The organism is Streptomyces ambofaciens ATCC 23877, from assembly GCF_001267885.1.
In the GTDB taxonomy this organism is placed as follows: domain Bacteria; phylum Actinomycetota; class Actinomycetes; order Streptomycetales; family Streptomycetaceae; genus Streptomyces; species Streptomyces ambofaciens.
Map to the genome: position 1 here is coordinate 5,322,294 of NZ_CP012382.1, position 24,408 is coordinate 5,346,701.

Here is a 24,408-nt window from a genome sequence, read left to right on the forward strand (position 1 = left end):
GCGCGCCGCGGGGCAGGCGGGAACGGCCGGACGGGCCCTAGTCCTGGGGCCGCTTCAGCCGGGCCACGAACTTGTAGCGGTCGCCCCGGTACACCGAGCGCACCCACTCCACGGGCTGGCCCGTGCGGTCCTGCGAGTGCCGGGAGAGCATCAGCATGGGCAGGCCGACGTCGGTGCCGAGCAGACCGGCCTCGCGCGGGGTGGCCAGCGAGGTCTCGATGGTCTCCTCGGCCTCGGCGAGATGGACGTCGTAGACCTCGGCGAGCGCCGTGTAGAGGGACGTGTACTTCACCAGGGACCTGCGCAGCGCCGGGAAGCGCTTGGCCGACAGGTGGGTGGTCTCGATCGCCATGGGCTCGCCGTTGGCCATGCGCAGCCGCTCGATGCGCAGTACCCGCCCGCCGGCCGTGATGTCCAGCAGCCCGGCGAGCCGGTCGTCGGCGGTGATGTAGCCGATGTCCAGCAGCTGCGAGGTGGGTTCGAGGCCCTGCGCCCGCATGTCCTCGGTGTACGAGGTGAGTTGCAGGGCCTGCGAGACCTTGGGCTTGGCGACGAAGGTGCCCTTGCCCTGGATGCGCTCCAGGCGCCCCTCGACGACCAGTTCCTGCAAGGCCTGGCGCACCGTCGTGCGCGAGGTGTCGAACTCCGCGGCCAGGGTGCGCTCAGGGGGGACCGGAGTGCCCGGTGCCTGCGTCCGGGTCATGTCGAGCAGGTGCTTCTTCAGTCGGTAGTACTTGGGCACGCGCGCGGTACGGACGGTCGCCCCACCCTCGTTCTCCGCACTGCTGACGTCGGTGCTCATGCTCTGCCTTCCCGGCTCCGGGTGCCGAAGCGACCGATATCCCTGTCGGCCACGGCCCACATCGTGGCACGGCTCCGGGCGGGATGGCCCCGCACGCTCCGTGATCCCTTCTGTATACCTCCGACACCCCTGTTGGTCTAGTCCACAGCGCCGTCGGACACCGCTGGTACGCGCGTTCGGAACCGTATCGAGACGCCTTTCGGCGGACGGTGGTACACCCCCTCCCGGTCCGCCCGATCTGCCGCTTGCGCAATGAAAGGTCCCTGCATATCTCGGTCGCATCACGGACGCATGGACCGTGCTTGCACACCCTTGACAGCCCTATTGGTCTGGGCCAAGCTCCCCCTACTGGTCTACACCATTGGTCCAGGTCCCGGCCCCATGGGCGGTCCGCGTCGACGAGCAACCGCGGGGAGGCAGGGGGGTTTTGTGGCATCCCTGAGGAGGGTGGCGTGAAGCGCAAGCTGATAGCCGCGATCGGTATCGCGGGCATGATGGTCTCGATCGCGGCGTGCGGGGGCGACGACGGCGACGACGGCAAGAAGGCCGGGGCGGACGGTTACGCCGGTGAGACGCTCACCGTGTGGGTGATGGACGGGTCCTCGCCGGACGACTGGCAGGCCGACCTCGCCAAGGAGTTCGAGGCGAAGACCAAGGCCAAGGTCAAGTTCGAGATCCAGAAGTGGAACGGTATCCAGCAGAAGCTGACCACCGCCCTCTCCGAGGAGAACCCGCCCGACGTCTTCGAGATCGGCAACACCCAGACGCCGGCCTACGCCAAGACCGGCGGCCTCGCCGACCTGGGCGACCTCAAGAGCGAGATCGGCGCCGACTGGTCCGAGTCCCTCAACAAGTCCGCCGTCTTCGAGGACAAGCAGTACGCCGCCCCGTGGTTCGTGGTGAACCGCGTGGTCATCTACAACAAGAAGATCTGGGCGGACGCGGGCATCAAGGGCACGCCCAAGACCCGCGACGAGTTCTACGACGCCCTCAAGACGATCGGCGAGAAGACCGACGCCGAGCCGATCTACCTGCCCGGCCAGAACTGGTACCACTTCGTGGGCCTGGCCATCGGCGAGGGCGCCGAGCTGGTCAAGAAGGACGGCGACAAGTACGTCTCCAACCTGGGCGACCCGAAGATCGCCGCCGCCACGGAGACCTACAAGAAGTTCCAGGCCCTCTCCAAGGCGCCCAAGGACAAGGACGAGGCCACCCCGCAGCAGGGTGAGATCTTCGCCAAGGGCAAGACCGGCGCCATCATCGGCATGGGCTGGGAGGGCGGCACGGCGATCGCCACCAACCCGGCGATCGAGAAGGACCTCGGCTACTTCACCATCCCGGGTCCCACGGCCGACAAGCCCGAGGGCGTCTTCCTCGGCGGCTCCAACCTGGCCGTCGCCGCGGGCAGCAAGAAGCAGGAGCTCGCCAAGGAGTTCCTGAAGATCGCGCTGTCCGACAAGTACGAGGGCGCGCTGGCCAAGGCCAACGGCGTCATCCCGAACAAGGACGCGCTGCAGAGCAACCTGCAGGGCAACGCCGCCGCCGAGGCGGCCGCGCCGGCCTCCGCGGGCGGTGACACCACGCCGCTGATCCCGGAGTGGGCCGCGGTCGAGAACGACCCGAACCCGATCAAGACCTACCTGACGGCCGTGCTGAAGGGGAAGTCCCCGGCCGAGGCCGCCGAGCAGGTCGAGGGCGAGTTCAACAAGCGCCTGGCGCAGCAGCAGTAACACCGGGTGAGCCGGGGTGGGGGCCGGCACGCGACGGCCCCCGCCCCGGCGTCGAGTTGAGCAGGTCGAGAAGAGAGAGACCGCGAGCATGACCGTGCAGACCGAACGGCCGCCCTCCGGCCCGTCGGACGTCCGCAAGACGGACGGCGAGGGCACCGGCAGGCCGAAACCGAGAGCCGCGTCGCGCACCGGCGCGCTCGTCCCGTACCTCTTGCTGCTGCCCGCCTGCGCGGCCACTGTGCTACTGCTCGGCTGGCCACTGGTGAAGGACGGCCTGCTGTCCTTCCAGAACCTCAACATGGCGCAGCTGATCCAGCACGTCACCGAGTGGACCGGCTTCGACAACTACAAGGAGGTCCTCACCGGCGAGGACTTCTGGCGGGTCACCGTCCGCTCGATCGCCTTCACCGCGGTCAACGTCGCCCTCACCATGGTGGTGGGCGGCCTGATCGGGCTGCTGCTCGCCCGCCTCGGCAGGGTGATGCGGCTCGTGCTGATGATCGGCCTGGTGCTGGCGTGGGCCATGCCGGTGGTCGCCGCGACCACCGTCTACCAGTGGCTCTTCGCCCAGCGCTTCGGCGTCGTCAACTGGGTCCTGGACAAGCTCGGCTGGCACTCCATGGCCGACTACAGCTGGACCGGCAGCCAGATGTCGACCTTCTTCGTCGTCACCGTGCTCATCGTCTGGATGTCCGTCCCGTTCGTCGCCATCAACCTGTACGCGGCGACCACCACCATCTCCGGCGAGCTGTACGAGGCCGCCGCCCTCGACGGGGCCGGCGCCTGGCGCAGCTTCACCACGGTCACCCTGCCGGTCCTGCGGCCGTTCCTCTACGCGACGACCTTCCTGGAGATCATCTGGATCTTCAAGGCCTTCGTCCAGGTCTACACGTTCAACGGCGGCGGCCCGGACCGTCTCACCGAGATCCTGCCCGTCTACGCCTACATCGAGGGCGTCGGCAACCAGCACTACGGCATGGGCGCGGCGATCGCCGTCCTGACCATCCTGATCCTGCTCGGCCTGACCGCCTACTACCTCAGGATCGTGCTCAAGCAAGAGGAGGACGAGCTGTGAAGCGCTCGCTCTTCGGCCGCCTGTGGCCCAACGTCACGGCCGTCGTCCTGTTCATCGGCCTCGTCTTCCCCGTCTACTGGATGTTCGCCACGGCCTTCAAGCCGACCGGCGACATCATCTCGGAGGACCCGGTCTGGTTCCCGACCGACGTCACCTTCGACCACTTCAGGACCGCGGTCGAGGCCGACCACTTCTGGACCTACGTCGGCAACTCGCTCATCGTCACCGTCTGCGCGGTCGTCTTCTCGCTCGTCATCGCGCTGGCCGGGGCGTTCGCCCTGGCGCGGATGCGGTTCAAGGGGCGGCGCGGCTTCATCGTCGGCTTCATGCTCGCCCAGATGGCGCCCTGGGAAGTGATGGTCATCGCCATCTACATGATCGTGCGCGACGCCTCGATGCTGAACAGCCTCGTGCCGCTCACCCTCTTCTACATGATGATGATCCTGCCCTTCACCATCTTGACGCTGCGCGGCTTCGTCGCCGCCGTGCCCCGGGAACTGGAGGAGTCCGCGCTGGTCGACGGCTGCACCCGGGCCCAGGCGTTCCGCCGGATCATCCTGCCGCTGCTCGCGCCGGGCCTGATGTCGACTTCGATGTTCGGCTTCATCACCGCGTGGAACGAGCTGCCTCTGGTGCTGGTCGTCAACAAGGAGGCGGAGGCCCAGACCCTGCCGCTGTGGCTGACCAGCTTCCAGACCGTCTTCGGCGACAACTGGGGTGCGACCATGGCAGCCTCGTCGCTCTTCGCCATCCCGATCCTGATCCTCTTCGTCTTCCTGCAGCGCAGGGCCGTCAGCGGCCTGACCGCCGGCGCCGTGAAGGGATAACGCCACCCGATGACGACAATCGCCAGCGGCACCGACACGCTCACGCGCGACGCGCTGACCGTCCTGCAGCCCGGCTTCACCGGCACCACCGCCCCCGACTGGCTGCTGCGCAGCCTCGGCGAGGGGCTGGCCTCCGTCGGTCTGTTCGGCCGCAACATCGCCTCGGCCGGGCAACTGGCCGCCCTGACCGCCCAGCTGCGCGCCGAACGCGGCGACGTGCTGGTCGCCATCGACGAGGAGGGCGGCGATGTCACCCGTCTGGAGGTCCGCACCGGCTCCTCCTTCCCCGGCAACCTCGCCCTCGGTGCGGTGGACGACGTCGAGCTCACCCGGGAGGTGGCCGCGGAACTGGGCCGCCGGCTCGCGGCCTGCGGGGTGAACCTCAACTGGGCCCCGTCCGCCGACGTCAACTCCAACCCGGACAACCCGGTCATCGGCGTGCGGTCCTTCGGCGCCGGCACCGACCTGGTCGCCCGGCACACCGCCGCCTACGTCACCGGCCTCCAGTCGGTGGGCGTGGCCGCCTGCACCAAGCACTTCCCCGGGCACGGCGACACCGCGGTCGACTCCCACCACGCGATGCCGCGCATCGACGTGGGCCCCGACGTGCTGGCCGAGCGCGACCTCGCCCCCTTCCGTGCGGCCATCGCCGCCGGCAGCCGCGCGGTGATGAGCGCCCACATCCTGGTCCCGGCCCTGGACCCGGACCGGCCGGCCACGCTGTCCCGCCGCATCCTGACCGACCTGCTCCGCGGCGAGCTGGGTTACGGCGGCTTGATCGTCACCGACGGCATGGAGATGCGGGCCATCTCGGGCACCTACGGCATCGAACGCGGCAGCGTCCTTGCCATCGCGGCGGGCGCCGACGCGATCTGCGTGGGTGGCGGGCTGGCCGACGAGGGGACCGTGCTGCGGCTGCGCGACGCCCTGGTCGAGGCCGTCCGCTCGGGCGAGCTGCCCGAGGACCGGCTCGCCGACGCGGCGGAACGGGTCCGCGCCCTGGCTCACTGGACCGGCACGCACCACGCCGACACCGCGGCCCGGACCGGGAGCGGCACCGACGGCGACGTGGGCCTGAGCGCCGCCCGCCGCGCCCTGCGGATCACCGGCGCCGACGGCTTCACCCCCCTCACGGAAGCGCCGTACGTCGCCGCGCTCACCCCCGTGGCGAACATCGCGGTCGGCGACGAGACCCCCTGGGGCGTCGCCGCCGAGCTCTTCCGTCTGCTCCCCGGCACGGAGACCGGCAGCTTCACCGGGCCGGACGCCGGGAAGGAGGTGCTGGCCGCGGCAGGCCCGCGCCGCATCGTGGCCGTCGTCCGCGACGAGCACCGGCACCCCTGGATGGCGGCCGCACTCGACACGCTGCTGGCGGACCGCCCCGACACGATCGTCGTCGAGATGGGCGTCCCCCGGGCGGAGCCACGCGGAGCCCTCCACCTGGCCACCCACGGCGCCGCCCGAGTCTGCGGCCGCGCAGCCGCGGAGGCCCTCACGGGGCTGTAGCGCACGCTCCGACCGGTACGACCGGGCGCCGGTCCTCCTGTGTGTGGGGGGCCGGCGCCTTCGCCGTCCTGGCGGGGGTGCAGGGCGTGCCCCGGGCGGCACTACGCGCTGTTCCCGCTCCCTGTGCGGGGGCAGCCGATGCCCTCGCCGTCCCGGTGGGGGTGTGGCGCGCACCCCGACCGGTGCAAGGCGGGCGCCGTGGCTCCTGTGCGGAGGGCCTGTGCCTTCGGCGTACGGCGGGGGACGGGCGTGCGGCGCGGTGGTTCGGGGTCCTGCCGGCTCGGGTGTCTGCCCGGTGGGGTGCCTGGGCGGTGGTGGCAGCGGGCCGGGCGCCGGTGGCTAGGCGTTCACGGGGCCGGCTGTTGGCCCATGCCTCCACCGGGCGGGGCGCTCGCCTGTACGGAGACGCACCCGGCGGGTTCGCGCAGGGCCGGCCCCGGCGTCCGCGCGGGGGACACGGCGAAGGGCGCCGCCCCCGGTGACCGGGGATCAGCGCCCTCCCTGTGCGTGCCCGCGTGCCCGCCTGCCCGCCTGCCCGCGCGGCCATGTGGGCCGCGGTGGCTCAGATGCCCTGCCAGTCGGGCTTGTGCGCGAACGTGTGCCGGAAGTACTCGGCGAGCTTCAGCTTGGAGGCGGCGGCCTCGTCGACGACGACGGTGGCGTGCGGGTGGAGCTGGAGCGCGGAGGCCGGGCACACCGCCGCCACCGGACCCTCGACACTCGCGGCGACCGCGTCCGCCTTGCCCTCTCCGGTGGCGAGCAGCACCACGTGCCGGGCCTCCAGGATGGTGCCGATGCCCTGCGTGATCACGTGGTGCGGGACCTGCTCGATGTCGCCGTCGAAGAAGCGCGCGTTGTCGACGCGGGTCTGTTCGGTGAGCGTCTTGATCCGGGTCCGCGACGCGAGCGAGGAACACGGCTCGTTGAAGCCGATGTGCCCGTCGGTCCCGATGCCCAGCAGCTGGAGGTCGACCCCGCCGGCTCCGCCCAGCGCCTTGTCGTACGCCTCGCACGCCCCCTGCACGTCGTCCGCCGTGCCGTCCGGGCCCATGAACGCGTCCATGCCGATCCCCAGTGGTTCGAGCACCTCGCGCCGCAGCACCGAGCGGTACGACTCGGGGTGCTCCGCGGGCAGGCCCACGTACTCGTCGAGCTGGGCGATCCGGGCCCGCGCGGTGTCCACGGTGCCCGAGCGCACCTTGGCCGCCAGCGCTTCGTACACGGGCAGCGGCGTCGAACCGGTGGCCACCCCGAGCAGGGCGTCGGGCTTGCGCCGGAGCAGCTGCGCCATGGCTTCGGCTATCAGCTCGCCGCCTGCCCTGGCGTCGGGAACGATGACAACTTCCACGCTTGCCTGCCGTTTCGAAGAGAGGACTCACCCGGGGTCCGGGACTGGCTGTGTGGGGCCCTGTGTGGTTTAGACCAATCTAACAGAGCCGGGCCCCGCGAGCGCGTCGAACCGGCCGCCGGAACGGCGGTGTCGGACCTCACGTCAGCGAACCTCCCGTGGCGTCCACCCAGCTCCCCGTGACCCACCGTCCCCCGTGCGAGGCGAGGAACGCCACCACGTCCGCCACCTCGGCCGGCGTGCCGACCCCGCCCAGCGCGGAGAGGGCCGCCGCCCGGTCCCAGCCGTCCGCGCTCCCGTGCAGCAGTTCGGCCGTGTTGTCGGTCTCGATGATGCCGGGGGCGACCGAGTTCACCGTGATGCCGCGGGCGCCCAGCACCTTGGAGAGGTCGCGTGAGAAGACGTCCAGCGCTCCCTTCGTCATCGCGTACGCCATGTTGTCCGGCATCACAGCGGTGCGGGCCAGCCCCGAGGAGATGTTGATGACCCGGCCGCCGTCGCGCAGCCGCCCCATGCCGTGCTTGAGGATGAAGAGCGGCGCCTTCACGTTGACCGCGAAGACCGCGTCGTACTCCGCCTCGCCTATCTCCCCTATCGGGCGCGTGTTCCCTATCCCGGCGTTGTTCACCAGGACGTCCAGTCCGTCGGCGTACCGGTCGAACTCGTCCCACAGCGCCTCGGCCGCTCCGGGGGCGCTCAGATCCGCCCGGATCGCGAACGCCGAACCGCCCGCCGCCTCGATGGCAGCGACCGTCTCCTTCGCCGCCGCCTCGTTCCTCCCGTAGTGCACGGCGACCCGTGCGCCGTCCTGCCCCAGCCGCTCGGCGATGCCGCGTCCGATGCCCCTGCTCGCCCCTGTGACGAGTGCCGTCCTGCCGGTGAGCACGCCCATGACGGCGCCCCCCTTCGTATTTCCCTAGTGGTCGCTACAGAAAAGACCGTACAGCACCCCGGCGACATTTCTCTAGTGCCCGCTATAAAATGCGTCCATGGTGAGCAGCGAGAAGAACGGGCAGGCGGGGGCGCCGGCCGGCAGGAGTGCGGCCAGGACCCGGGGCCGGCCTCGTTCCTTCGACCGGGCCACGGCCCTGGAGAAGGCGCTGATGGCCTTCTGGGAACACGGTTACGAGGCCACGTCCGTCTCCGACCTCACCCGGGTCATGGACATCGGTGCCCCGAGCCTCTACGCCGCCTTCGGCGACAAGCGCTCGCTCTTCGAGGAGGTCGTCCAGGAGTACGGCGTGCGCTATGGCTCCTTCGGCGCCCGCGCCCTTGACGAGGAGCCGACCGCGCGCGCGGGGACGGAGCGGATGCTGCGCGAGGCCGCCGCCGAGTACACGGCCCCGGGCCGGCCGCACGGCTGCCTCGTCATCCACGCGGCCGCCAACTGTTCGACGCCCGAGGTCGAGGAGTCCCTCCGGGAGCGGCGCAACGCCAACATCGCCGCGATCGAGAGCCGGATCGCCGCCGACGTGGACGCGGGCGTGCTCCCGCCGGCCACCGATGCCGCGACCCTGGCCCGCTACACCGGTGCGATGATCCAGGGCATGTCCCAGCTGGCGCGCGACGGCGCGACCCGGGCGGAACTGGAGGCACTCGTGGAAATTGCCCTGGCTGCCTGGCCCCGCGTGTGAGCCAACAGGGTTAGGCTTCTGCCGGGCACTCGGGTGACCGCGTGCCCGGCAGGGCACGACAACGACAAACGGCGTCCATCGCATGGACACGGTGAGTGGTCTAGTCCACAATGGCCACGGATGGCACTTGCCGTGACGCTCACGCAAGGTGATCGCCAGACTTCCGCCTTCCCCGCACAGGAGGGCGGACCGAGGAACCGGAGCTCTCTGCCCTGACTGCCCCGGCTCCTCATCCTTCGGCCGACCGGGACCGCACACCCCACGGCCGTTGTTGCTCCGGGCTGCGGTGCCGGGAGGGTTGAGGGTCCCTCCCAGGCGCCGCGGCCCGCGGGTGTCTCCGGGGGCTGGTCCCGGGCCCTCCGCCGGTGGGAACCGGCTGGTTCCGAGCACTGTCCGTACCGCCAGGTACGCTCAGCCACGTGCCCTCCATGAACGAACTCGTACGCCAGCACACAGCGCTCGACGACTCCGACCTCGAGTGGCTCCACCTGCTGGTCTCGGAGTGGCAGCTCCTCTCCGACCTCTCCTTCGCCGACCTCGTCCTGTGGGTCCCCACCCGCGACGGCACGCGCTACGTCTCGGTCGCCCAGATGCGCCCGAACACGGGCCCGACCTCGTACCAGGACGACATGGTCGGCCACCTCGTCCCGCGCGGCCGGCGCCCCATGCTGGACGCCGCCCTGGACGAGGGCCGGATCGTGCGCGAGGGCGACCCGGAGTGGCGCGAGGAGGTCCCGGTCCGCGTCGAGTCCATCCCCGTGCGACGCCAGGGGCGCGTCCTGGGTGTCATCGCCCGCAACACGAACCTGCTCACCGTGCGCACGCCGAGCCGTCTGGAACTCACGTACCTCCAGAGCGCCTCCGACCTCGCCCAGATGATCGCGGCCGGCGCCTTCCCGTTCGAGAACCAGCAGGTCGACATGGACGCCTCACCCCGCGTGGGTGACGGTCTGATCAGGGTCGACGGGGACGGCATCGTCCAGTACGCCTCGCCGAACGCGCTGTCGGCCTACCACCGCATGGGCCTCGCCGCCGACCTGGTCGGCCAGCACCTCGGCCGTACCACCGCCGACATCGCCCCCTCCCGCGGCCCCGTGGACGAGGCGCTCGCCAAGGTGGCCAGCGGCTGGGCGCCCCGCGAGTTCGAGATCGAGGCCCATGACGGGGTGATCCAGTTCCGTGCCATCCCCCTCAAACCCAAGGGCACGCGCATCGGTTCCCTGGTGCTCCTCCGCGACGTCACGGAACTGCGTCGCCGGGAACGTGAGTTGATCACGAAGGACGCCACCATCCGGGAGATCCACCACCGGGTGAAGAACAATCTGCAGACGGTGGCGGCCCTGCTGCGTCTCCAGGCCCGGCGTATCGAGTCCGACCGGGGACGCGAAGCGCTCGAGGAGGCCGTGCGCCGCGTCGGATCGATCGCGATCGTGCACGAGACGCTCTCCCAGAACCTGGACGAGCGCGTGGAGTTCGACGAGATCGCCGACCGCGTACTGGCGATGGTGGCGGAGATCTCGCCGGGCAAGGTCACCGGCCGGCGCACCGGACGCTTCGGCATCCTGGACGCCGAGGTGGCGACCCCGCTGTCGATGGTCCTGACCGAGGTGCTGCAGAACGCCCTGGAGCACGGCTTCCGCGAGGGCGACACCGGCACGGTCGAGGTCTCCGCGGTCCGTGGCGGCACGACGAAGGAGGCCCGGCTGCTGGTCACCGTCCAGGACGACGGGGTCGGCCTGCCCGAGGACTTCGACCCGCACCGCTCCGGCAACCTCGGCCTGCAGATCGTGCGCACCCTGGTGGAGGGTGAGCTGGGCGGCTCCTTCGACATGGTCCCGGCCCCGAGCCGCGGCACCCGGGTGATCCTCGACATCCCGGTGCCCGCGGCGAAGTAGCGGGGCCGGGGGAGAGGGCGAAGGGAAGGGGCCGCAGGAGGCAGGGCCGGCCCGCCGGGCGCGGGCTCGGCGCGGGTGCCCGGGACGCGGGAGCCGGGGGCGGACAGCAAAAAGCCCCGGACCGGTGAAGGTCCGAGGCCAGTGCTCGTGCGTTGCATCGTTCGATGCGCATCGGGGGTACTGCGCGCTGCGGCTCGGGAGCGGGGGTTGCGTACTCGCTGTACGCGCCGCCAAGCTCAGGCTGTCAGCAGGGGTGGATGGTCAGGCGGAGGCCTGACGAGCCCGGTTGCGGGCGGCACGGCGCTTCATTGCGCGGCGCTCGTCCTCGCTGAGACCACCCCAGACGCCGGAGTCCTGGCCGGACTCGAGCGCCCACTGCAGGCACTGCTCCATGACAGGGCAGCGACGGCAGACGGCCTTGGCTTCCTCGATCTGCAGCAGCGCGGGACCGGTGTTGCCGATGGGGAAGAAGAGCTCGGGGTCTTCCTCGCGGCAAACGGCGCGGTGACGCCAGTCCATGGCTGCTACCTCTCCTTGGTATTACATGCAGGTTGCTTGTGAATGTGAACGCTTTCACGAATCCCTCAACAAGGGAAGGGCCTACCGCCAGGTTGCCCGGCGTGGTCCTGTGATTTGAAGAGGGGTTCTGGTGATCTGTGGAGGCTGGTGTTGCGGGCCGTCCCGATCGCCAAGAAGAGACTCGCAAACCTCAGCGGCGGATACAACCCCTTCCGGAAAGTTTTTTTTGATTCTTCGGTGTCGACTAGGTCACAGCCGTACTTCCATGGGGTGGACCCTGGTCTAAACGTTCGAGTGAAAGGACTTTCGCCCCTTCTGCTCACACAATCACACGCAGTGCACGGCGTACGCCTGTGAACGTCACGCTGGTCCGCAGTCCCAGGTGGTCACCGTCCATCTGGAGGGGGAGCGGGACCTTCGAATGCAAGGTGAACCCGGTCAGATCGTGCAGGGAGACGGCGTGCCGGCCCTGGGGTCCGCGCTCGGGGGACGAAGTGAGCAACTGGGTGCCATACCGGGCAACCGCACCCGTGGACAGGCGGCTGAGACCGAAGAGGTCGAGCCCGGTATCGAACGAGGCCTTAGGTGACGCGTAGATCGGGCGATTGCCGAGAAACGTCCAGGGGCACGTGTTCGAGACTATGGAGAGCACGAGATCGTTGATCGGCTCCTCGCCCGCCCGCTCCAGGGTGATCGTCCCGCTGCGGCGGTGCGGCTCTCCCATGAGCGCCCGCATGACCTGGCGGAGGTAGAGGGCGTGGGTGGATCTCCTGCCGCGCTCGCGCTGCTGCTCCACACGGCCGACCACGCCGGCGTCGAAGCCCAGCCCTGCGTTGAAGGTGAACCAGCGGGCCGGCACCGACTCGTCCTCCGAGCCCGGCGTGCCCGAGGCGAGGCCCAGTCCGACGGTCCGCTCGCTGCCCTCGCGCAGGGCGTCCAGCAGGGCGCCGGTGGCCTCCACCGCGTGGTTGGGCAGGCCGAGGGCGCGGGCGAAGACGTTGGTGGAGCCGCCGGGGACCACCGCGAGGCGGGGCAGGTTCTCCGGGGCGGGGCCGGCGTGCAGCAGACCGTTGACGACCTCGTTCACCGTGCCGTCGCCGCCGAGGGCGACCACCAGCTCGATGTCGTCGCTCTGCGCCGCCTGCCGGCCGAGGTCGCGCGCGTGGCCGCGGTACTCGGTGGTGACCGCCTCCAGCTTCATCTCGCTCGCGAGCGCGTGGATGAGCACGTCGCGCGTGCGCGCGCTCGTGGTGGTTGCCGCCGGATTGACCACGAGAAGTGCACGCATGGTTTGCAGGGTACCTACTGGGTGGTACCCGGCCCAGACCGAGGGGGAGATCGGGACGGGCGCACGGGCGTGGACGGTGCGCCGGACGCGCCCGCCGGTTCCCGTGCGCCGGGGGCTACCCTGCAAGGGTGAGCAGTGAGCAGAACCCCACCACCCCCGAAACCGCCGAAGAGCGCGGTCCCCGTCCCGGCCGGCTGACCGCCGCGGCGGCGCTCGCCGCACTGGAGGGGCTGGCGCTCGTCGTGGGCGGCGCCTGGATGCTGGTGGGCGGTCTCACGGGCCATCCCGACGACCGGACCTCGGCCCTCACCGGCGGCGTCACCCTGATCGTCCTCGCCCTGCTGCCGCTGCTCGCCGCCCGCGGCCTGATCGCCCGGCGGGGCTGGAGCCGGGGTCCCGCCGTCATCACGCAGATCATGGCGCTGCCCGTGGCCTACAACCTGCTCCAGGCCGACAGCGTGGCCATCCCGGCGGGCATCGTGCTCGGTGTCGTCGCCGTCACGGCGCTGGTGCTGCTCGTGAACCCCACGACCACCCAGGCCCTCGGGATCCGGGGGCCCGGCGGCGCGGAGAAGTAGGCCGTCCCGCCCGGCGGGTGTCCGGGCGCATCCGGCGCCCGGTCATGTCCGGGTCCGGTGGTCCGCGGGCGCGGTCGACTACTCCTCGACCAGCAGCTTCTCCCGCAGCTGCGCCAGTGTGCGGGCCAGCAGCCGCGACACGTGCATCTGCGAGATACCGACCTCCTGCGCGATCTGCGACTGGGTCATGTTGCCGAAGAAACGCAGCAGCAGGATCCGCTTCTCCCGCGGCGGCAGGTCCTCCAGCAGCGGCTTGAGCGACTCCCGGTACTCGACGCCCTCCAGGGCCTCGTCCTCCGCTCCCAGGGTGTCCGCGACCGCCGGGGACTCGTCGTCGGTGTCCGGGACGTCCAGGGACAGCGTGGAGTACGCGTTGGCCGACTCCAGGCCTTCCAGGACCTCCTCCTCCGAGATCGACAGCCTCTCGGCGAGCTCGTGGACCGTGGGGGAGCGCCCATGCAGCTGCGAGAGCTCCGCCGTGGCCGTGGTCAGGGCCAGCCGCAGCTCCTGAAGCCGGCGCGGGACCCGCACCGCCCAGCCCTTGTCCCGGAAGTGCCGCTTGATCTCGCCGACGACCGTCGGGGTCGCGTACGTGGAGAACTCCACGCCGCGGTCCGGGTCGAAGCGGTCGACCGACTTGATCAGCCCGATGGTCGCGACCTGGGTGAGGTCGTCCAGCGGCTCGCCGCGGTTGCGGAAGCGGCGCGCGAGGTGCTCCACGAGCGGCAGGTGCATGCGGACCAGCCGGTTGCGCAGCTCCGCGTAGGCGGGGCTGTCCTTTTCCAGGGTGCGCAGCTCGGCGAACAGGAGGCGCGCCCCGCTGCGGTCCTGCGGGTCGTGCCGCGTGCCCTGCGGGCCCCGTGCGCCCGGCGCGCCGTCCTCGGAGTGTCGCTCGTGCTCGCTCATCGTCCCGCCCGTTGCCCTTTCCCGAGCCCTCGCCTCCGCTCGGACGGGCCGGCCGGGGGTGTCCCCGGTCCGTGGCCCGTCACCCGGGACGACGACCCCGGGGGAGGTCTCGTCCTCCGGATGCGGCCGGGCCTGCTCGGGGATGCCGTCGATGCCGTCCGCCACGCGTCGGGCCTCGTTCTCAGAACGTGCGCCCTCGGCCGGCAGCTCCCGTGTGCCGTTCTCGTCCCGCACCGGCCCGTCCCCGTCCCTCACGTCGGCCCGGGTCCCGCGCCGCGCTGTTTGTAGAGGCTGATCGAAACGGTTTTGTCCTCGTCCACGGCGGAGGAGACCTTGCCCGCCAGGGCGGACAGCACGGTCCACGCGAAGGTGTCGCGCGAGGGCGCGTGGCCGTCCGTGGTCGGCGCCGAGACGGTGACCTCGAGCGAGTCGTCGACGAGGCGGAAGACACAGCTGAGCACCGAGCCGGGCACGGCCTGCTGAAGCAGGATCGCGCAGGCCTCGTCGACTGCGATGCGCAGGTCCTCGATCTCGTCGAGGGTGAAGTCCAAACGGGCTGCGAGGCCGGCCGTCGCCGTACGCAGCACCGACAGGTAGGCACCCGCGGCCGGCAGCCGGACTTCGACGAAGTCCTGGGTCGCGGGCTCGCCTGCGATCTGGGACACCCTCACCTCCAAGGTGGTACAAGCGTTACAGGGCCGAGGATCGACCCCGGGGCAACGCGATACGTGGTTCAGCGGTGACGTTATCGCGCTCCGAACTTTCCTGTCCCCGAGACCCCAACCCCGCACTGTCACTCATAGTAAACACATGAACACGCACAGTGGCTAGAGGTTCGGCGGGCCCAAATCGGAAGAGCGCGCGCCGGGTTGACGTACCCAGGCCTCAGACGGTCGAACCGTCTCCGGCCGAGGTCACACGAGGACGTGGTCGACGAAGCACCAACGCCAGTTCTCGCCCGGTTCGAAGGTGCGCATCACCGGGTGACCGGTCTCGTTGTGATGTGCCGTGGCGTGCTGCCTCGGCGAGGAGTCGCAGCAGCCGACGTGCCCGCAGTAGAGGCACAGCCGGAGCTGTACCGGGTCCGTGCCCTCCGCCAGGCACTCCGGACAGGTCTGGCTGCGCGGCTCCGGTTCCGGGTGCGGCAGCGCGTCGGCGTGCGTGCACTGTTTCATGATTGCCAGGTTACGACGGGCGTGCGGATGGCCGCGCGGAAAAAGAGGGCGGGCGAGGACGATGGACGTGATGCCGCTGCTGTTGCTGGTCGCGGGCAGTGCCGCGATCGCGGCGGTGGGGCGGCGGGTGCCGGTGCCCGCGCCACTGCTGCTGGTCGCGGCGGGCCTGGCGGTGAGCTACGTCCCCGGAGTGCCCGACTACACCCTCGACCCGCACATCGTCCTGCCCCTGCTGCTGCCCCCGCTGCTCCACACGGCGGCCACCGACAGCTCCTACCTGGACCTGCGGGCGCAGGTGCGGCCCGTGGCGCTGCTCTCCGTGGGCTACGTGCTCTTCGCGACCTTCGTCGTCGGCTGCGCCGCGTACCTGATCGTGCCGGGCCTGCCGCTGACCGCGGCCCTGGTCCTCGGCGCGGTGGTGGCGCCGCCGGACGCCGTCGCGGCCACGGCGGTCGCCCGCCGGGTGGGTCTGCCGTCCCGGATCACGACGATCCTCCAGGGCGAGTCCCTGGTGAACGACGCCACCGCGATCACCGCCTTCAAGGTGGCGCTGGCGGCGGCCGTGGGCGAGGGGGCGACCTGGGCCGGCGGGATCGGGGAGTTCCTGATCGCGGCGGTGGGCGGCGTGGGCGTGGGCCTGGTGCTGATGGCGCCGATCCACTGGCTGCGCACGCATCTGAAGGAGGCGCTCCTGCAGAACACGCTCTCCCTGCTCGTCCCGTTCTTCGCCTACGCGGTGGCGGAGCAGGTGCACGCGTCCGGGGTGCTCGCGGTGGTGGTCGTCGCGCTCTTCCTCGGGCACCGCGCGTGGGAGGTCGATTTCGCCACCCGTCTCCAGGAGGAGGCGGTGTGGAAGATGGTGGCCTTCGTGCTGGAGTCGGCCGTGTTCGCCCTGATCGGACTCCAGCTTCCCGTCGTCCTCAAGGGACTCGGGGAGTACGAGGGTGCCGACGCCGCCTGGTACGCGGTCGCCGTCTTCCTGGTGGTCGCCGCCGCCCGCTTCGTCTGGGTCTACCCGGCGACCTTCCTGCCGAGGCTGTCGGCACGCGTCCGCGCGCGCGAGGGGGACCTGTCGTGGAAGGGGCCGTTCGTGATCAGCTGGGCGGGGATGCGCGGGGTCGTCTCCCTGGCGATCGCCTTCTCCATCCCGCTCACCGTGCACGGCGGCGAGCCCTTCCCCGGACGCAACCTCATCCTGTTCCTCACCTTCACCACGGTCATCGGCACGCTGGTCGTGCAGGGCGTGAGCCTGCCGCCGCTGATCCGCCTGCTGAAGTTCCCCGCGCGCGACGTACAGGCCGAGACGCTGGCCGAGGCGAACGCCCAGGCGCAGGCCTCCCGCGCCGCCGAGCAGCGCCTGGACGAGCTTCTCGCGGACGAGCGCAACGCCCTGCCCGCCCCGCTCGCGGACCGTCTCCGTACGGTCCTGGAACGCCGCCGCAACGCCGTCTGGGAACGGCTCGGACAGGCCAACCCCGTCACCGGGGAGAGCGTGGACGACACCTACCGGCGGCTGTCCCGGGAGATGATCGGTGCCGAGCGCGAGGTCTTCGTCCGGCTGCGCGACGGCCGCTACATCGACGACGAGATGCTCCGGACGCTGCTGCGCCGGCTGGACCTGGAGGAGGCGGCGGCGTACCGGGAGACGGCATAGACGGACCGGCCCGGCAGGGAGCGGCCCGGCATGGACCGTCGGCCGGGAGTGGGCCCGGACCGTCTCGGCCGGGAGAGGGCGCGGGCGGTGGCCGCCGCCGGTTCGTCGCGCCGCCCGGCTCAGGGGAAGGGGCGGCCGGTGATGACCGCCGCCAGGGTCGTCCCGCGGGGGAAGGCGCCCTCCTGGGTGAGGGCGAGCAGGGCGTGCAGCATCTTGGCGACGTAGATGCGCTCCACGGGCAGGCCGTGGCGGCGTTCGAAGTCCTCGGCGAAGGAGTCGAGCTCGGGGGTGGTGCGGGCGTAGCCGCCGCAGTGGAAGCGGTCGTCGAGGCTCCAGGCGCCCCGGACCCCGCCGAAGGCCCGGATCTGGAGGCGCCGTACCTCGTCGGTCAGGAAGCCGCCCTTGAGGACGGGTATGCCGAGCGCCCGTCTCCCCGGGGGGAGGCCGGCGGCCAGCCCCGCGAGCGTGCCGCCGGTGCCGCAGGCGAGCGCGGCCACGTCGGCGTGCTCGCCCAGTTCCCCGCCGAGGGCCCGGCAGCCGCGGACGGCCTCCGCGTTGCTGCCGCCCTCGGGGAGGACGACCGCGTCCTCGGCGTCCACCGCGCGCAGGAGGGCGCCCAGGGTCTCCGGATCGGATGTGCGGCGGTACGTCGTGCGGTCGACGAAGTGCAGTCGCATGCCGTCGGCCGCGCACCGCTCCAGCGACGGGTTGAGCGGCCGGCCGGCCAGCTCCTGGCCGCGCACCACGCCCACCGTGGACAGCCCGAGCAGGCGGCCGGCGGCGGCCGTCGCGCGCAGGTGGTTCGAGTAGGCGCCGCCGAACGTGACGACCGTGCGATCCGCAGCCATGGCGAGATTCGGTGCCAGTTTGCGCCATTTGTTGCCGACCACCTCGGGGTGGATCAGGTCGTCCCGCTTGAGGAGCAGCCGGACACCGAGACGCTCGAACCGCCCGTCGACGACCTCCTGCAAGGGGGAGGGCAGGCGGGGCCGCAGGGCGGTGAGGTCGTGGGGGTCGGTGCCGGTCACCCCGTCATTGTCGCGCCGCCGCGCGACGGCGGGCACGTCACCTCAGCCGGTCGCCGATCCGGTTCCGCATCGAGGTCATCGTGAACCCCCGCGGGTCCACCTTGCCCGGCTGCCATTCGAGGTGGCCGATGACGGACCGCTCGTTCCACCCGTGGTGACGGCAGACCGCGGCGGCGGCCCGTTCGATCGCCTCCAGCTGCGCCGCGGGCCAGGGGTCGTCGCCGTCGCCCAGGTTCTCGCACTCGAACCCGTAGAAGTGCCGGTTGCCGTCGGTGTTCGCCTCGTTGTCCCCCGGCAGCCCCCTCTCCGCGATCACCGCGCGCAGGACGTCGTCGTCGCCCAGCCCCGCGTGGTTGGCCCTGCCGTACCCGACCAGGTGGACTCTGCCGTCCTTGGTGATCACCCCGTGGCACAGCGGCCCCGGCAGGCCCGCGTAGCCCTTGCGGCAGATGTCCACCGTCCGTGCGCTGCCCTTGGTGACCGTGTGGTGGATCATCACGCCGTGCACGGGCCCCCAGGGGCCCTTGTGGTTGCGGTTGTGGTCCCGCCAGTCGCCGACCTCGACGACGGTGAGTCCCTCCGCCTTGAGCGCCTTGATGAAACTGCTCGCGGACATGGGTGAGGCCACGCTCGGCTCCTTCACTCTGCGCGACGACCGCCCGGCGCGTTCGCCTCCTACGGTGCTTGTACCGAAACGGAGCGCTCCCTAGTACTTGGTCGGTCCGCGAGCGAGCGGTTTCGGACAATCTCATCCCGGCCAACTGCCCTGAACGGGGCCGGACAAGACGCCGAGACGCCGAACAAGCACCCATACCTGCCCGGGTCTCCGGTGATCCATTCCCGCTCTTTCGGGTAATACCATCAGCACGCTCCGTGAGGAAGGCTGGTCCTCGCACATCGATGCCGGGCGCAGCCGTCCGGCATGACCGGGAGGGCAATTCCTTATGTCGGTAGGCGAAGAGGTCCGCACCGAGCAGACCAGGCCGCAGCAGAGCCTCGGCACGGCGGCCGCGCGGAACCTGGCCACCACGACCAAGTCCGTTCCTCAGATGCAGGAGATCAGCTCGCGCTGGCTGCTGCGCACCCTCCCCTGGGTGGACATCCAGGGCGGTACGTACCGGGTGAACCGGCGCATGACCTTCGCCGTGGGGGACGGCAGGGTGACGTTCGTGAAGACCGGCGACCGCGTCGAGGTCATCCCGGCGGAGCTGGGCGAGTTGCCGGCCCTGCGCTCGTACGAGGACGAAGAGGTCCTCTCGGAGCTCGCGCGCCGCTGCGAGCAGAGGGAGTTCGGCCCTGGTGAGGTGATCGCCTCCTTCGGCGGCCGGGCCGACGAGGTCTACCTGCTGGCGCACGGCAAGGTGGAGAAGGTCGGCAGCGGCCCCTACGGTGACGACGCGGTGCTCGGCGTCCTCGCCGACGGCGCCTACTTCGGCGACGAGGCGCTGCTCGACGGGGACGCCATCTGGGAGTACACCGCCCGGACGGTCACCGCCTGCACGGTGCTCGTCCTGCCGCGCCAGGACGTGGAGCAGGTCGCGGAGCGTTCGGACTCGCTGCGCACGCACCTGGAGGGGCGGCGCTCGATCCCCGACCAGCCCACCAACAGGCACGGCGAGAAGGCGATCGACCTCTCCGCCGGGCACAGCGGCGAGCCCGACATCCCGCACACCTTCGTCGACTACGAGGCCCGGCCCCGTGAGTACGAGCTGAGTGTCGCCCAGACCGTGCTGCGCATCCACTCGCGCGTGGCCGACCTCTACAACCAGCCGATGAACCAGACGGAGCAGCAGATCCGTCTGACCGTCGAGGCACTGAAGGAGCGCCAGGAGCACGAGCTCGTCAACAACCGCGAGTTCGGCCTCCTGCACAACTGCGAGTACGACCAGCGCATCCAGCCGCACGACGGGGTTCCCGGCCCGGACGACCTGGACGAGCTGCTGAGCCGCCGGCGCGGCACCAAGCTGCTGCTCGCCCACCCGCGCGCGATCGCCGCGATCGGCCGCGAGCTCAACAGGCGCGGGCTCGTCCCCGAGACGATCGACATCGCGGGCAACCGCATCCCGACCTGGCGCGGCGTGCCGATCTACCCGTGCAACAAGATCCCGGTCACCGAAGCCCGTACGACGTCGATCATCGCGATGCGTACCGGCGAGCAGGACCAGGGCGTCATCGGTCTGCGGGCCACCGGCATCCCGGACGAGATCGAGCCGAGTCTGTCGGTGCGCTTCATGGGCATCAACGAACAGGCCGTCATCAAGTACCTGGTCACGGCCTACTACTCGGCCGCGGTCCTCGTGCCGGACGCGCTCGGAATCCTGGAGAACGTCGAGATCGGCCGCTGGCAGTGACGCCAGTCTTCCGAACGCCGTGTCCCCGCCCTCGCGGGCGGGTACACCCCGGGGGTACGGAGGCGGACGTATGGGGGAGGTGAGTCCATGACGGAGGCTCCGCTCGGCGTCACCGACCCGCGTCGTCCCACCGGCACGCTGGAAAGGCACGGGGTCATCGGCACGCAGCGGGACAAGGAGCCGGAGACGCCCGCCGACGGGCAGGGGGAGGAGGCCTCGGCCGAGGGGCACGAGGCGGCGGCGCTCCTGCGGGAGTCACGGGCGTCGGTCGACCCCGAACTGCGGGCCGCCATGGCGACGTTGCCCCCCTCGATGCGCCGCACCGCGCTCTACCACTTCGGGTGGCAGCACGCGGACGGCAGCCCCGCGGCCGGTAACGCGGGCAAGGCGATCCGGCCCGCACTCGTCCTCACCTCGGCCGCCGCCCTCGGCGGACCCGCGGCCCGGGCGGCGGCGGTGCGGGCCGCGGCCGCGGTGGAACTGGCCCACAACTTCACCCTGCTCCACGACGACGTGATGGACCGGGACGTCACCCGCCGTCACCGGCCGACCGCGTGGACCGTCTACGGCGACGCCGACGCGATCCTCGCGGGGGACGCCCTCCACGCACTGGCCCTGCGGATGCTCGCGGCGGACCCGCACCCGGCGTCCGCCGCGGCGGCCGTCCGGCTCGCCGACTGCGTCATGGAGTTGTGCGAGGGCCAGCACACGGACACGGCCATGGAACGGCGCGCCCCGGGCGAGGTCACCCTGGACGAGACGCTCGCCATGGCCGAGGCCAAGACGGGCGCCCTGCTGGGCTGCGCCTGCGCCTTGGGCGCGCTGTACGCCGGCGCTCCGGACGAGGACGTCGAAGCCCTGGACCGCTTCGGCCGCGAGGCCGGGCTGGCCTTCCAGCTCATCGACGACGTGATCGGCATATGGGGCGATCCGCACCGCACCGGCAAGCCGGCCGGGGCGGATCTCGCCGCCCGCAAGAAGTCGCTGCCCGTCGTCGCCGCGCTCACCTCGGGCACCCCGGCGGCCGCCGAGCTCGCCGAGCTCTACGCGGCACCGTACGAGGAGGACAAGGAGGATCTGGAGCGCACCGCACTGGCCGTGGAGCGGGCGGGCGGCCGGGACTGGGCTCAGGCCCAGGCGGCCGACCACATGGCCAGGGCCATGCAGGAACTGGCCCGAGCCGTGCCCGACCCGCAGGCGGCGGGCGGACTGCTCGCGCTGGCCGAGTTCGTGACCCGGCGCAGCACCTGACCGTCGCGCCGGGCCGCTTCGATCGCCCCGGGCGGGTCATCGAGCAGCCCGGCGACCGCGCAGGACCCCGGAGCCCGTGCAGAGCCGTACGGCACCTGACCGACGTACGGCCGCACCGCCGAGGGCTCCGGTCCGGCGGGCCCCGCACTTCCCCACGGTGTGCGGGGCCCGCCCCTTCGTCGTACTCCCGGGTCGCTCCCTGCCGGCGGTCCTCCGCCGGCACCGGCCGATAGGCTCAACCGCCGTACGCACGAGCGAGGTTGAGACGAGAGGGCGGCGGGACATGGGCGTGGTGATCCGGAGGGCGGGGGAGGACGACCGGGAGCGGGTCGTCCGGCTGCTGGACGAGGCCTTCCAGGACGATCCCGTGAGCAGCTGGGTCTTTCCCGACGTGGAGCACCGTCGCCGGACCCACCACCGGCTCATGGCCGCCTTCACCGACGCCGTGCTCGCCGACGGGCGCATCGACCTCACCGAGGACGGCGCGGCCTGCGCCCTGTGGCTGCCCGTGCCCGCGGGTGAGCACGCCGGCGGCGGACCCGAGGGTGACGACGGCCCCGCCCAGGTGCGCGAGGCCGTCGATCCGGAGAACGAGCGCGTCGAGCTGATAGCCCGGCTGACCGAGGGCGTCCATCCGTCGGACCGGGCCCACGAGTACCTGTGGATGATCGGCGTGGTTCCGCGGCGGCAGGGTGAGGGCCTGGGTACCGCGCTCATCGAGTCGGTTCTGGACCGCTGCGACCGTGAGGGGCTGCCCGCCTATCTGGAGGCGAGCAGCGCCCGCGGCCGGGGCCTGTACGAACGTCTCGGCTTCGAGTTCACCGGTCGGGCCCTGGATCTGCCGGACGGCCCCCGGATGTGGCCGATGTGGCGTGAGCCGAGGACACCGGCGCAGACCTGACCTCGGCGTCGCCTCCGGTGGCCGGCGCTCGCCGAGCGGGCGCGGGGCGGCACGGCGTTCTCTCGTGGCCACCCACGAACCCGACCTGGTGGACGCGCGACGGCCGTGTGGAGGCGGGACGACGGCCCGGGGCACCGTGACATCGACATCGACACCGACATCGACACCGCTGCCGGCGCCGGTCCGCGCCGTGCGGCAGCGGTACGCGCGCCGCGGCGGCCGGGGCCATGGTGACCGGGTCGCGGTGACCGGGCCAGGGTGCGCGGGACACGGTGTGCGGCCACGCGTGCGCCGGCAGACAAGACCGCACCCGGGCCGTCATGGACGCCGTGCTCGGCGGCCTGCGGACCGGGTGCGGAAAGGGAGACACCGCGACCCACGCGAACGCGGGTCGAAAGGCGTGATCCGGGATCAGGCCTTCTTGGTCTCCCAGAAGATCTTGTCGATCTGGGCGATGTAGTCCAGGGCCTTCTGACCGGTCGCCGGGTCGGTCGAACCCTTGGCGGCCGAGAGGGCCTTCAGGGTGTCGTTGACCAGCTGGTGCAGCTCCGGGTACTTCTCGAAGTGCGGGGGCTTGAAGTAGTCGCTCCACAGCACGGAGACGTGGTGCTTCGCCAGCTCGGCGCGCTGCTCCTTGATGACCGTGGCACGCGTCTGGAAGTGCGGGTCGTCGTTACCGGCCATCTTCTCCTGCACGGCCTTCACCGACTCCGCCTCGATGCGGGCCTGGGCAGGGTCGTACACGCCGCAGGGCAGGTCGCAGTGGGCGCTGACCGTGACCTTGGGGGCAAACAGGCGGGAAAGCATGAAGCGTTCCTTCCTCGTGATCGTCTTCTCAGGGGGGACATTACTCCCTGCGAGACCCGTTTTCGCGGGTGCCCCCGTGGGCTTAGGACAAAAGTCCGGGGTGAGACTGAGACTGGTGGAGGAAAGACCGGGGAGGTGCCGGGTGATGCCGGAGTCGTCGCAGGAGCACGAGCGTCCGAGAGGGGCGTTGCCGTTCGGCCCCGCCGAGGTGACCGGGCCGTCGATGGTGCCCACGCTGCACCACGGGGACGTGCTGCTCGTGCACTGGGGATCGCGCGTCCGGCCGGGTGACGTGATCGTGCTGCGACACCCCTTCCAGCAGGACCTGCTCGTGGTCAAGCGGGCCGTCGAGCGGCGCGGAGCCGGCTGGTGGGTGCTCGGGGACAACGCCTTCGCCGGCGGGGACAGCACCGACTACGGGGTGGTCCCCGAGGAGCTCGTGCTCGGCAGGGTGCGCTTGCGCTACCGGCCGCTCAGGGCCGGTCAGCGCTCGCCCTTCGCCGTGGCCCGCTGGGCACTGGCCGCGCTCAGGCCGGTGCTCGGCGACCGGTCCGCCTCCAGGCGTTTGCGGGCCCGGTAGGCCGCGACGTTGGCGCGGGTGGCGCAGCGGTCGGAGCAGTACCGCCGGGAGCGGTTGGTGGAGGTGTCCAGGTAGGCGTTGCGGCAGGGGGCCGCCTCGCACAGGCCCAGGCGGTCCACGCCGTACTCGGTGAGGTGGAAGGCGAGGCCCATCGCCGCGATGGCGGCGAAGCCGGCGGTCGCGTTGGACGGGTGGTCCGCCAGGTGCATGTGCCACAGCGGGCTGCCGTCGTCGTCGCGGTGGTCGTGGCCGGAGATCTGCGGGCTCACCGGGAACTCCAGCAGGAGCGAGTTCAGGAGGTCCACGGCGAGGGTCTCGTCGCCGCCGTCGGCCGCCTCGAAGACCGCGCGCAGCCGCCCGCGCACCGAGCGGAACCGGGTCACGTCCGTGTCCGTGGCGCGGCGGGCCGCCGACTGGTTGGTGCCGAAGAGCTCCCGGACGGCCTCGACCGAGGTGAGGGAGTCCTGTCCCCGGGCCGGCTCCTCGGTGTTGACGAGACGGACGGCATAGTCCGAGTAATAGGCCAGTTCCACTTGTAGTCCTTACGGAGGGG

24 protein-coding genes are annotated in these 24,408 nt (G+C 71.4%); 12 read left to right on the plus strand and 12 right to left on the minus strand.

The features are described from left to right. Positions 1-37: 37 nt before the first annotated feature. A complete protein-coding gene (locus SAM23877_RS23800) occupies positions 38-802 on the minus strand; it encodes a GntR family transcriptional regulator (RefSeq protein ID WP_053136900.1) in 765 nt (254 codons plus the stop codon). Positions 803-1,254: 452 nt separating this feature from the next. On the opposite strand from SAM23877_RS23800, the gene SAM23877_RS23805 reads away from it, so the two are divergent. From SAM23877_RS23805 to SAM23877_RS23820, 4 genes are all read left to right on the plus strand, one after another. Continuing rightward, on the plus strand, positions 1,255-2,532 hold the full coding sequence (locus SAM23877_RS23805) for an extracellular solute-binding protein (protein ID WP_053136903.1): 1,278 nt from the start codon (positions 1,255-1,257) through the stop codon (positions 2,530-2,532). Positions 2,533-2,620: 88 nt separating this feature from the next. Continuing rightward, positions 2,621-3,607 (plus strand): carbohydrate ABC transporter permease, encoded by a 987-nt coding sequence (locus SAM23877_RS23810; protein WP_053136906.1) that lies wholly within the window; start codon positions 2,621-2,623, stop codon positions 3,605-3,607. Then, positions 3,604-4,434: a carbohydrate ABC transporter permease gene (locus SAM23877_RS23815; protein ID WP_053136909.1), complete on the plus strand. Its 831-nt coding sequence runs from the start codon at positions 3,604-3,606 to the stop codon at positions 4,432-4,434. Before SAM23877_RS23810 ends, SAM23877_RS23815 begins: the two co-directional genes overlap by 4 nt. A gap of 9 nt (positions 4,435-4,443) precedes the next feature. After that, the gene (locus SAM23877_RS23820; RefSeq protein WP_053136912.1) at positions 4,444-5,940 is read left to right on the plus strand and encodes a glycoside hydrolase family 3 protein; all 1,497 of its coding nucleotides are present in this window, start codon (positions 4,444-4,446) and stop codon (positions 5,938-5,940) included. 562 nt (positions 5,941-6,502) lie between these two features. On the opposite strand, the gene nagB is transcribed toward SAM23877_RS23820, so the two are convergent. Both nagB and SAM23877_RS23830 read right to left on the minus strand, forming a co-directional pair. After that, on the minus strand, positions 6,503-7,288 hold the full coding sequence (gene nagB, locus SAM23877_RS23825; protein ID WP_053136915.1) for a glucosamine-6-phosphate deaminase: 786 nt from the start codon (positions 7,286-7,288) through the stop codon (positions 6,503-6,505). Between the two features lie 139 nt (positions 7,289-7,427). Next, entirely contained in the window at positions 7,428-8,180 is a 753-nt protein-coding gene (locus SAM23877_RS23830; RefSeq protein ID WP_053136918.1) for an SDR family oxidoreductase, read from the minus strand. A gap of 97 nt (positions 8,181-8,277) precedes the next feature. Here SAM23877_RS23830 and SAM23877_RS23835 point away from each other — a divergent pair, with 97 nt between their 5' ends. Both SAM23877_RS23835 and SAM23877_RS23840 read left to right on the plus strand, forming a co-directional pair. Beyond that, the gene (locus SAM23877_RS23835) at positions 8,278-8,922 is read left to right on the plus strand and encodes a TetR/AcrR family transcriptional regulator (RefSeq protein WP_053136921.1); all 645 of its coding nucleotides are present in this window, start codon (positions 8,278-8,280) and stop codon (positions 8,920-8,922) included. A 419-nt stretch (positions 8,923-9,341) separates the two neighbouring features. Further along, positions 9,342-10,817 (plus strand): sensor histidine kinase, encoded by a 1,476-nt coding sequence (locus SAM23877_RS23840; RefSeq protein ID WP_053136923.1) that lies wholly within the window; start codon positions 9,342-9,344, stop codon positions 10,815-10,817. Positions 10,818-11,078: 261 nt separating this feature from the next. Here SAM23877_RS23840 and SAM23877_RS23845 read toward each other — a convergent pair whose 3' ends face one another. Together SAM23877_RS23845 and SAM23877_RS23850 are read right to left on the minus strand one after the other, a co-directional pair. Then, positions 11,079-11,336 (minus strand): WhiB family transcriptional regulator, encoded by a 258-nt coding sequence (locus SAM23877_RS23845; RefSeq protein ID WP_003973730.1) that lies wholly within the window; start codon positions 11,334-11,336, stop codon positions 11,079-11,081. A gap of 319 nt (positions 11,337-11,655) precedes the next feature. Beyond that, positions 11,656-12,624: a diacylglycerol/lipid kinase family protein gene (locus SAM23877_RS23850; protein ID WP_053136926.1), complete on the minus strand. Its 969-nt coding sequence runs from the start codon at positions 12,622-12,624 to the stop codon at positions 11,656-11,658. Between the two features lie 128 nt (positions 12,625-12,752). Here SAM23877_RS23850 and SAM23877_RS23855 point away from each other — a divergent pair, with 128 nt between their 5' ends. Further along, positions 12,753-13,202 (plus strand): hypothetical protein, encoded by a 450-nt coding sequence (locus tag SAM23877_RS23855; protein ID WP_053136929.1) that lies wholly within the window; start codon positions 12,753-12,755, stop codon positions 13,200-13,202. Positions 13,203-13,280: 78 nt separating this feature from the next. Here the strand turns inward: SAM23877_RS23855 and SAM23877_RS23860 are convergent, their stop codons facing one another. From SAM23877_RS23860 to SAM23877_RS23870, 3 genes are all read right to left on the minus strand, one after another. Next, positions 13,281-14,363, minus strand: a complete 1,083-nt coding sequence (locus tag SAM23877_RS23860; RefSeq protein ID WP_079030393.1) for an RNA polymerase sigma factor SigF — start codon at positions 14,361-14,363, stop codon at positions 13,281-13,283. Further along, positions 14,360-14,773, minus strand: coding sequence for an ATP-binding protein (locus tag SAM23877_RS23865; RefSeq protein WP_003973726.1), 414 nt, complete (start codon positions 14,771-14,773; stop codon positions 14,360-14,362). The genes SAM23877_RS23860 and SAM23877_RS23865 overlap by 4 nt, the downstream gene beginning before the upstream one ends. 249 nt (positions 14,774-15,022) lie before the next feature. After that, on the minus strand, positions 15,023-15,283 hold the full coding sequence (locus tag SAM23877_RS23870; RefSeq protein WP_053136932.1) for a UBP-type zinc finger domain-containing protein: 261 nt from the start codon (positions 15,281-15,283) through the stop codon (positions 15,023-15,025). 61 nt (positions 15,284-15,344) lie between these two features. On the opposite strand from SAM23877_RS23870, the gene SAM23877_RS23875 reads away from it, so the two are divergent. Continuing rightward, positions 15,345-16,937 carry a Na+/H+ antiporter gene (locus SAM23877_RS23875; RefSeq protein WP_053136935.1) on the plus strand — a complete coding sequence of 531 codons (1,593 nt, stop codon included), beginning with the start codon at positions 15,345-15,347 and terminating at the stop codon, positions 16,935-16,937. 119 nt (positions 16,938-17,056) lie between these two features. Here SAM23877_RS23875 and SAM23877_RS23880 read toward each other — a convergent pair whose 3' ends face one another. After that, positions 17,057-17,965 carry a 1-aminocyclopropane-1-carboxylate deaminase/D-cysteine desulfhydrase gene (locus tag SAM23877_RS23880; protein ID WP_053142808.1) on the minus strand — a complete coding sequence of 303 codons (909 nt, stop codon included), beginning with the start codon at positions 17,963-17,965 and terminating at the stop codon, positions 17,057-17,059. Positions 17,966-18,002: 37 nt separating this feature from the next. Beyond that, complete coding sequence (locus SAM23877_RS23885; RefSeq protein ID WP_053136937.1) at positions 18,003-18,581, minus strand: N-acetylmuramoyl-L-alanine amidase; 579 nt, start codon at positions 18,579-18,581, stop codon at positions 18,003-18,005. Between the two features lie 328 nt (positions 18,582-18,909). Here SAM23877_RS23885 and SAM23877_RS23890 point away from each other — a divergent pair, with 328 nt between their 5' ends. From SAM23877_RS23890 to SAM23877_RS23900, 3 genes are all read left to right on the plus strand, one after another. After that, complete coding sequence (locus SAM23877_RS23890; protein WP_053136940.1) at positions 18,910-20,316, plus strand: family 2B encapsulin nanocompartment shell protein; 1,407 nt, start codon at positions 18,910-18,912, stop codon at positions 20,314-20,316. 87 nt (positions 20,317-20,403) lie between these two features. Continuing rightward, the gene (locus tag SAM23877_RS23895) at positions 20,404-21,567 is read left to right on the plus strand and encodes a family 2 encapsulin nanocompartment cargo protein polyprenyl transferase (protein ID WP_053136942.1); all 1,164 of its coding nucleotides are present in this window, start codon (positions 20,404-20,406) and stop codon (positions 21,565-21,567) included. A gap of 283 nt (positions 21,568-21,850) precedes the next feature. Next, entirely contained in the window at positions 21,851-22,468 is a 618-nt protein-coding gene (locus SAM23877_RS23900; protein ID WP_053136945.1) for a GNAT family N-acetyltransferase, read from the plus strand. Between the two features lie 411 nt (positions 22,469-22,879). On the opposite strand, the gene sodN is transcribed toward SAM23877_RS23900, so the two are convergent. Continuing rightward, entirely contained in the window at positions 22,880-23,275 is a 396-nt protein-coding gene (gene sodN, locus SAM23877_RS23905; protein ID WP_053136948.1) for a superoxide dismutase, Ni, read from the minus strand. A gap of 145 nt (positions 23,276-23,420) precedes the next feature. Here sodN and sodX point away from each other — a divergent pair, with 145 nt between their 5' ends. Further along, positions 23,421-23,855, plus strand: a complete 435-nt coding sequence (sodX, locus tag SAM23877_RS23910) for a nickel-type superoxide dismutase maturation protease (protein ID WP_053136951.1) — start codon at positions 23,421-23,423, stop codon at positions 23,853-23,855. Here the strand turns inward: sodX and SAM23877_RS23915 are convergent. Continuing rightward, positions 23,759-24,388: a CGNR zinc finger domain-containing protein gene (locus tag SAM23877_RS23915; protein WP_053136954.1), complete on the minus strand. Its 630-nt coding sequence runs from the start codon at positions 24,386-24,388 to the stop codon at positions 23,759-23,761. The genes sodX and SAM23877_RS23915 overlap by 97 nt on opposite strands. Between the last annotated feature and the right edge of the window lie 20 nt (positions 24,389-24,408).

Excerpts from the sequence above, each read along its gene's own strand:
- sodX (WP_053136951.1), top strand. The coding sequence starts at position 23,421 with ATGCCGGAGTCGTCGCAGGAGCACGAGCGTCCGAGAGGGGCGTTGCCG.
- SAM23877_RS23800 (WP_053136900.1), bottom strand. The coding sequence starts at position 802 with ATGAGCACCGACGTCAGCAGTGCGGAGAACGAGGGTGGGGCGACCGTC.
- SAM23877_RS23820 (WP_053136912.1), top strand. The coding sequence starts at position 4,444 with ATGACGACAATCGCCAGCGGCACCGACACGCTCACGCGCGACGCGCTG.
- SAM23877_RS23870 (WP_053136932.1), bottom strand. The coding sequence starts at position 15,283 with ATGAAACAGTGCACGCACGCCGACGCGCTGCCGCACCCGGAACCGGAG.
- SAM23877_RS23810 (WP_053136906.1), top strand. The coding sequence starts at position 2,621 with ATGACCGTGCAGACCGAACGGCCGCCCTCCGGCCCGTCGGACGTCCGC.
- SAM23877_RS23895 (WP_053136942.1), top strand. The coding sequence starts at position 20,404 with ATGACGGAGGCTCCGCTCGGCGTCACCGACCCGCGTCGTCCCACCGGC.
- SAM23877_RS23835 (WP_053136921.1), top strand. The coding sequence starts at position 8,278 with ATGGTGAGCAGCGAGAAGAACGGGCAGGCGGGGGCGCCGGCCGGCAGG.
- sodN (WP_053136948.1), bottom strand. The coding sequence starts at position 23,275 with ATGCTTTCCCGCCTGTTTGCCCCCAAGGTCACGGTCAGCGCCCACTGC.
- SAM23877_RS23845 (WP_003973730.1), bottom strand. The coding sequence starts at position 11,336 with ATGGACTGGCGTCACCGCGCCGTTTGCCGCGAGGAAGACCCCGAGCTC.
- SAM23877_RS23885 (WP_053136937.1), bottom strand. The coding sequence starts at position 18,581 with ATGTCCGCGAGCAGTTTCATCAAGGCGCTCAAGGCGGAGGGACTCACC.
- SAM23877_RS23830 (WP_053136918.1), bottom strand. The coding sequence starts at position 8,180 with ATGGGCGTGCTCACCGGCAGGACGGCACTCGTCACAGGGGCGAGCAGG.
- SAM23877_RS23875 (WP_053136935.1), top strand. The coding sequence starts at position 15,345 with ATGGACGTGATGCCGCTGCTGTTGCTGGTCGCGGGCAGTGCCGCGATC.
- SAM23877_RS23850 (WP_053136926.1), bottom strand. The coding sequence starts at position 12,624 with ATGCGTGCACTTCTCGTGGTCAATCCGGCGGCAACCACCACGAGCGCG.
- SAM23877_RS23890 (WP_053136940.1), top strand. The coding sequence starts at position 18,910 with ATGTCGGTAGGCGAAGAGGTCCGCACCGAGCAGACCAGGCCGCAGCAG.
- SAM23877_RS23900 (WP_053136945.1), top strand. The coding sequence starts at position 21,851 with ATGGGCGTGGTGATCCGGAGGGCGGGGGAGGACGACCGGGAGCGGGTC.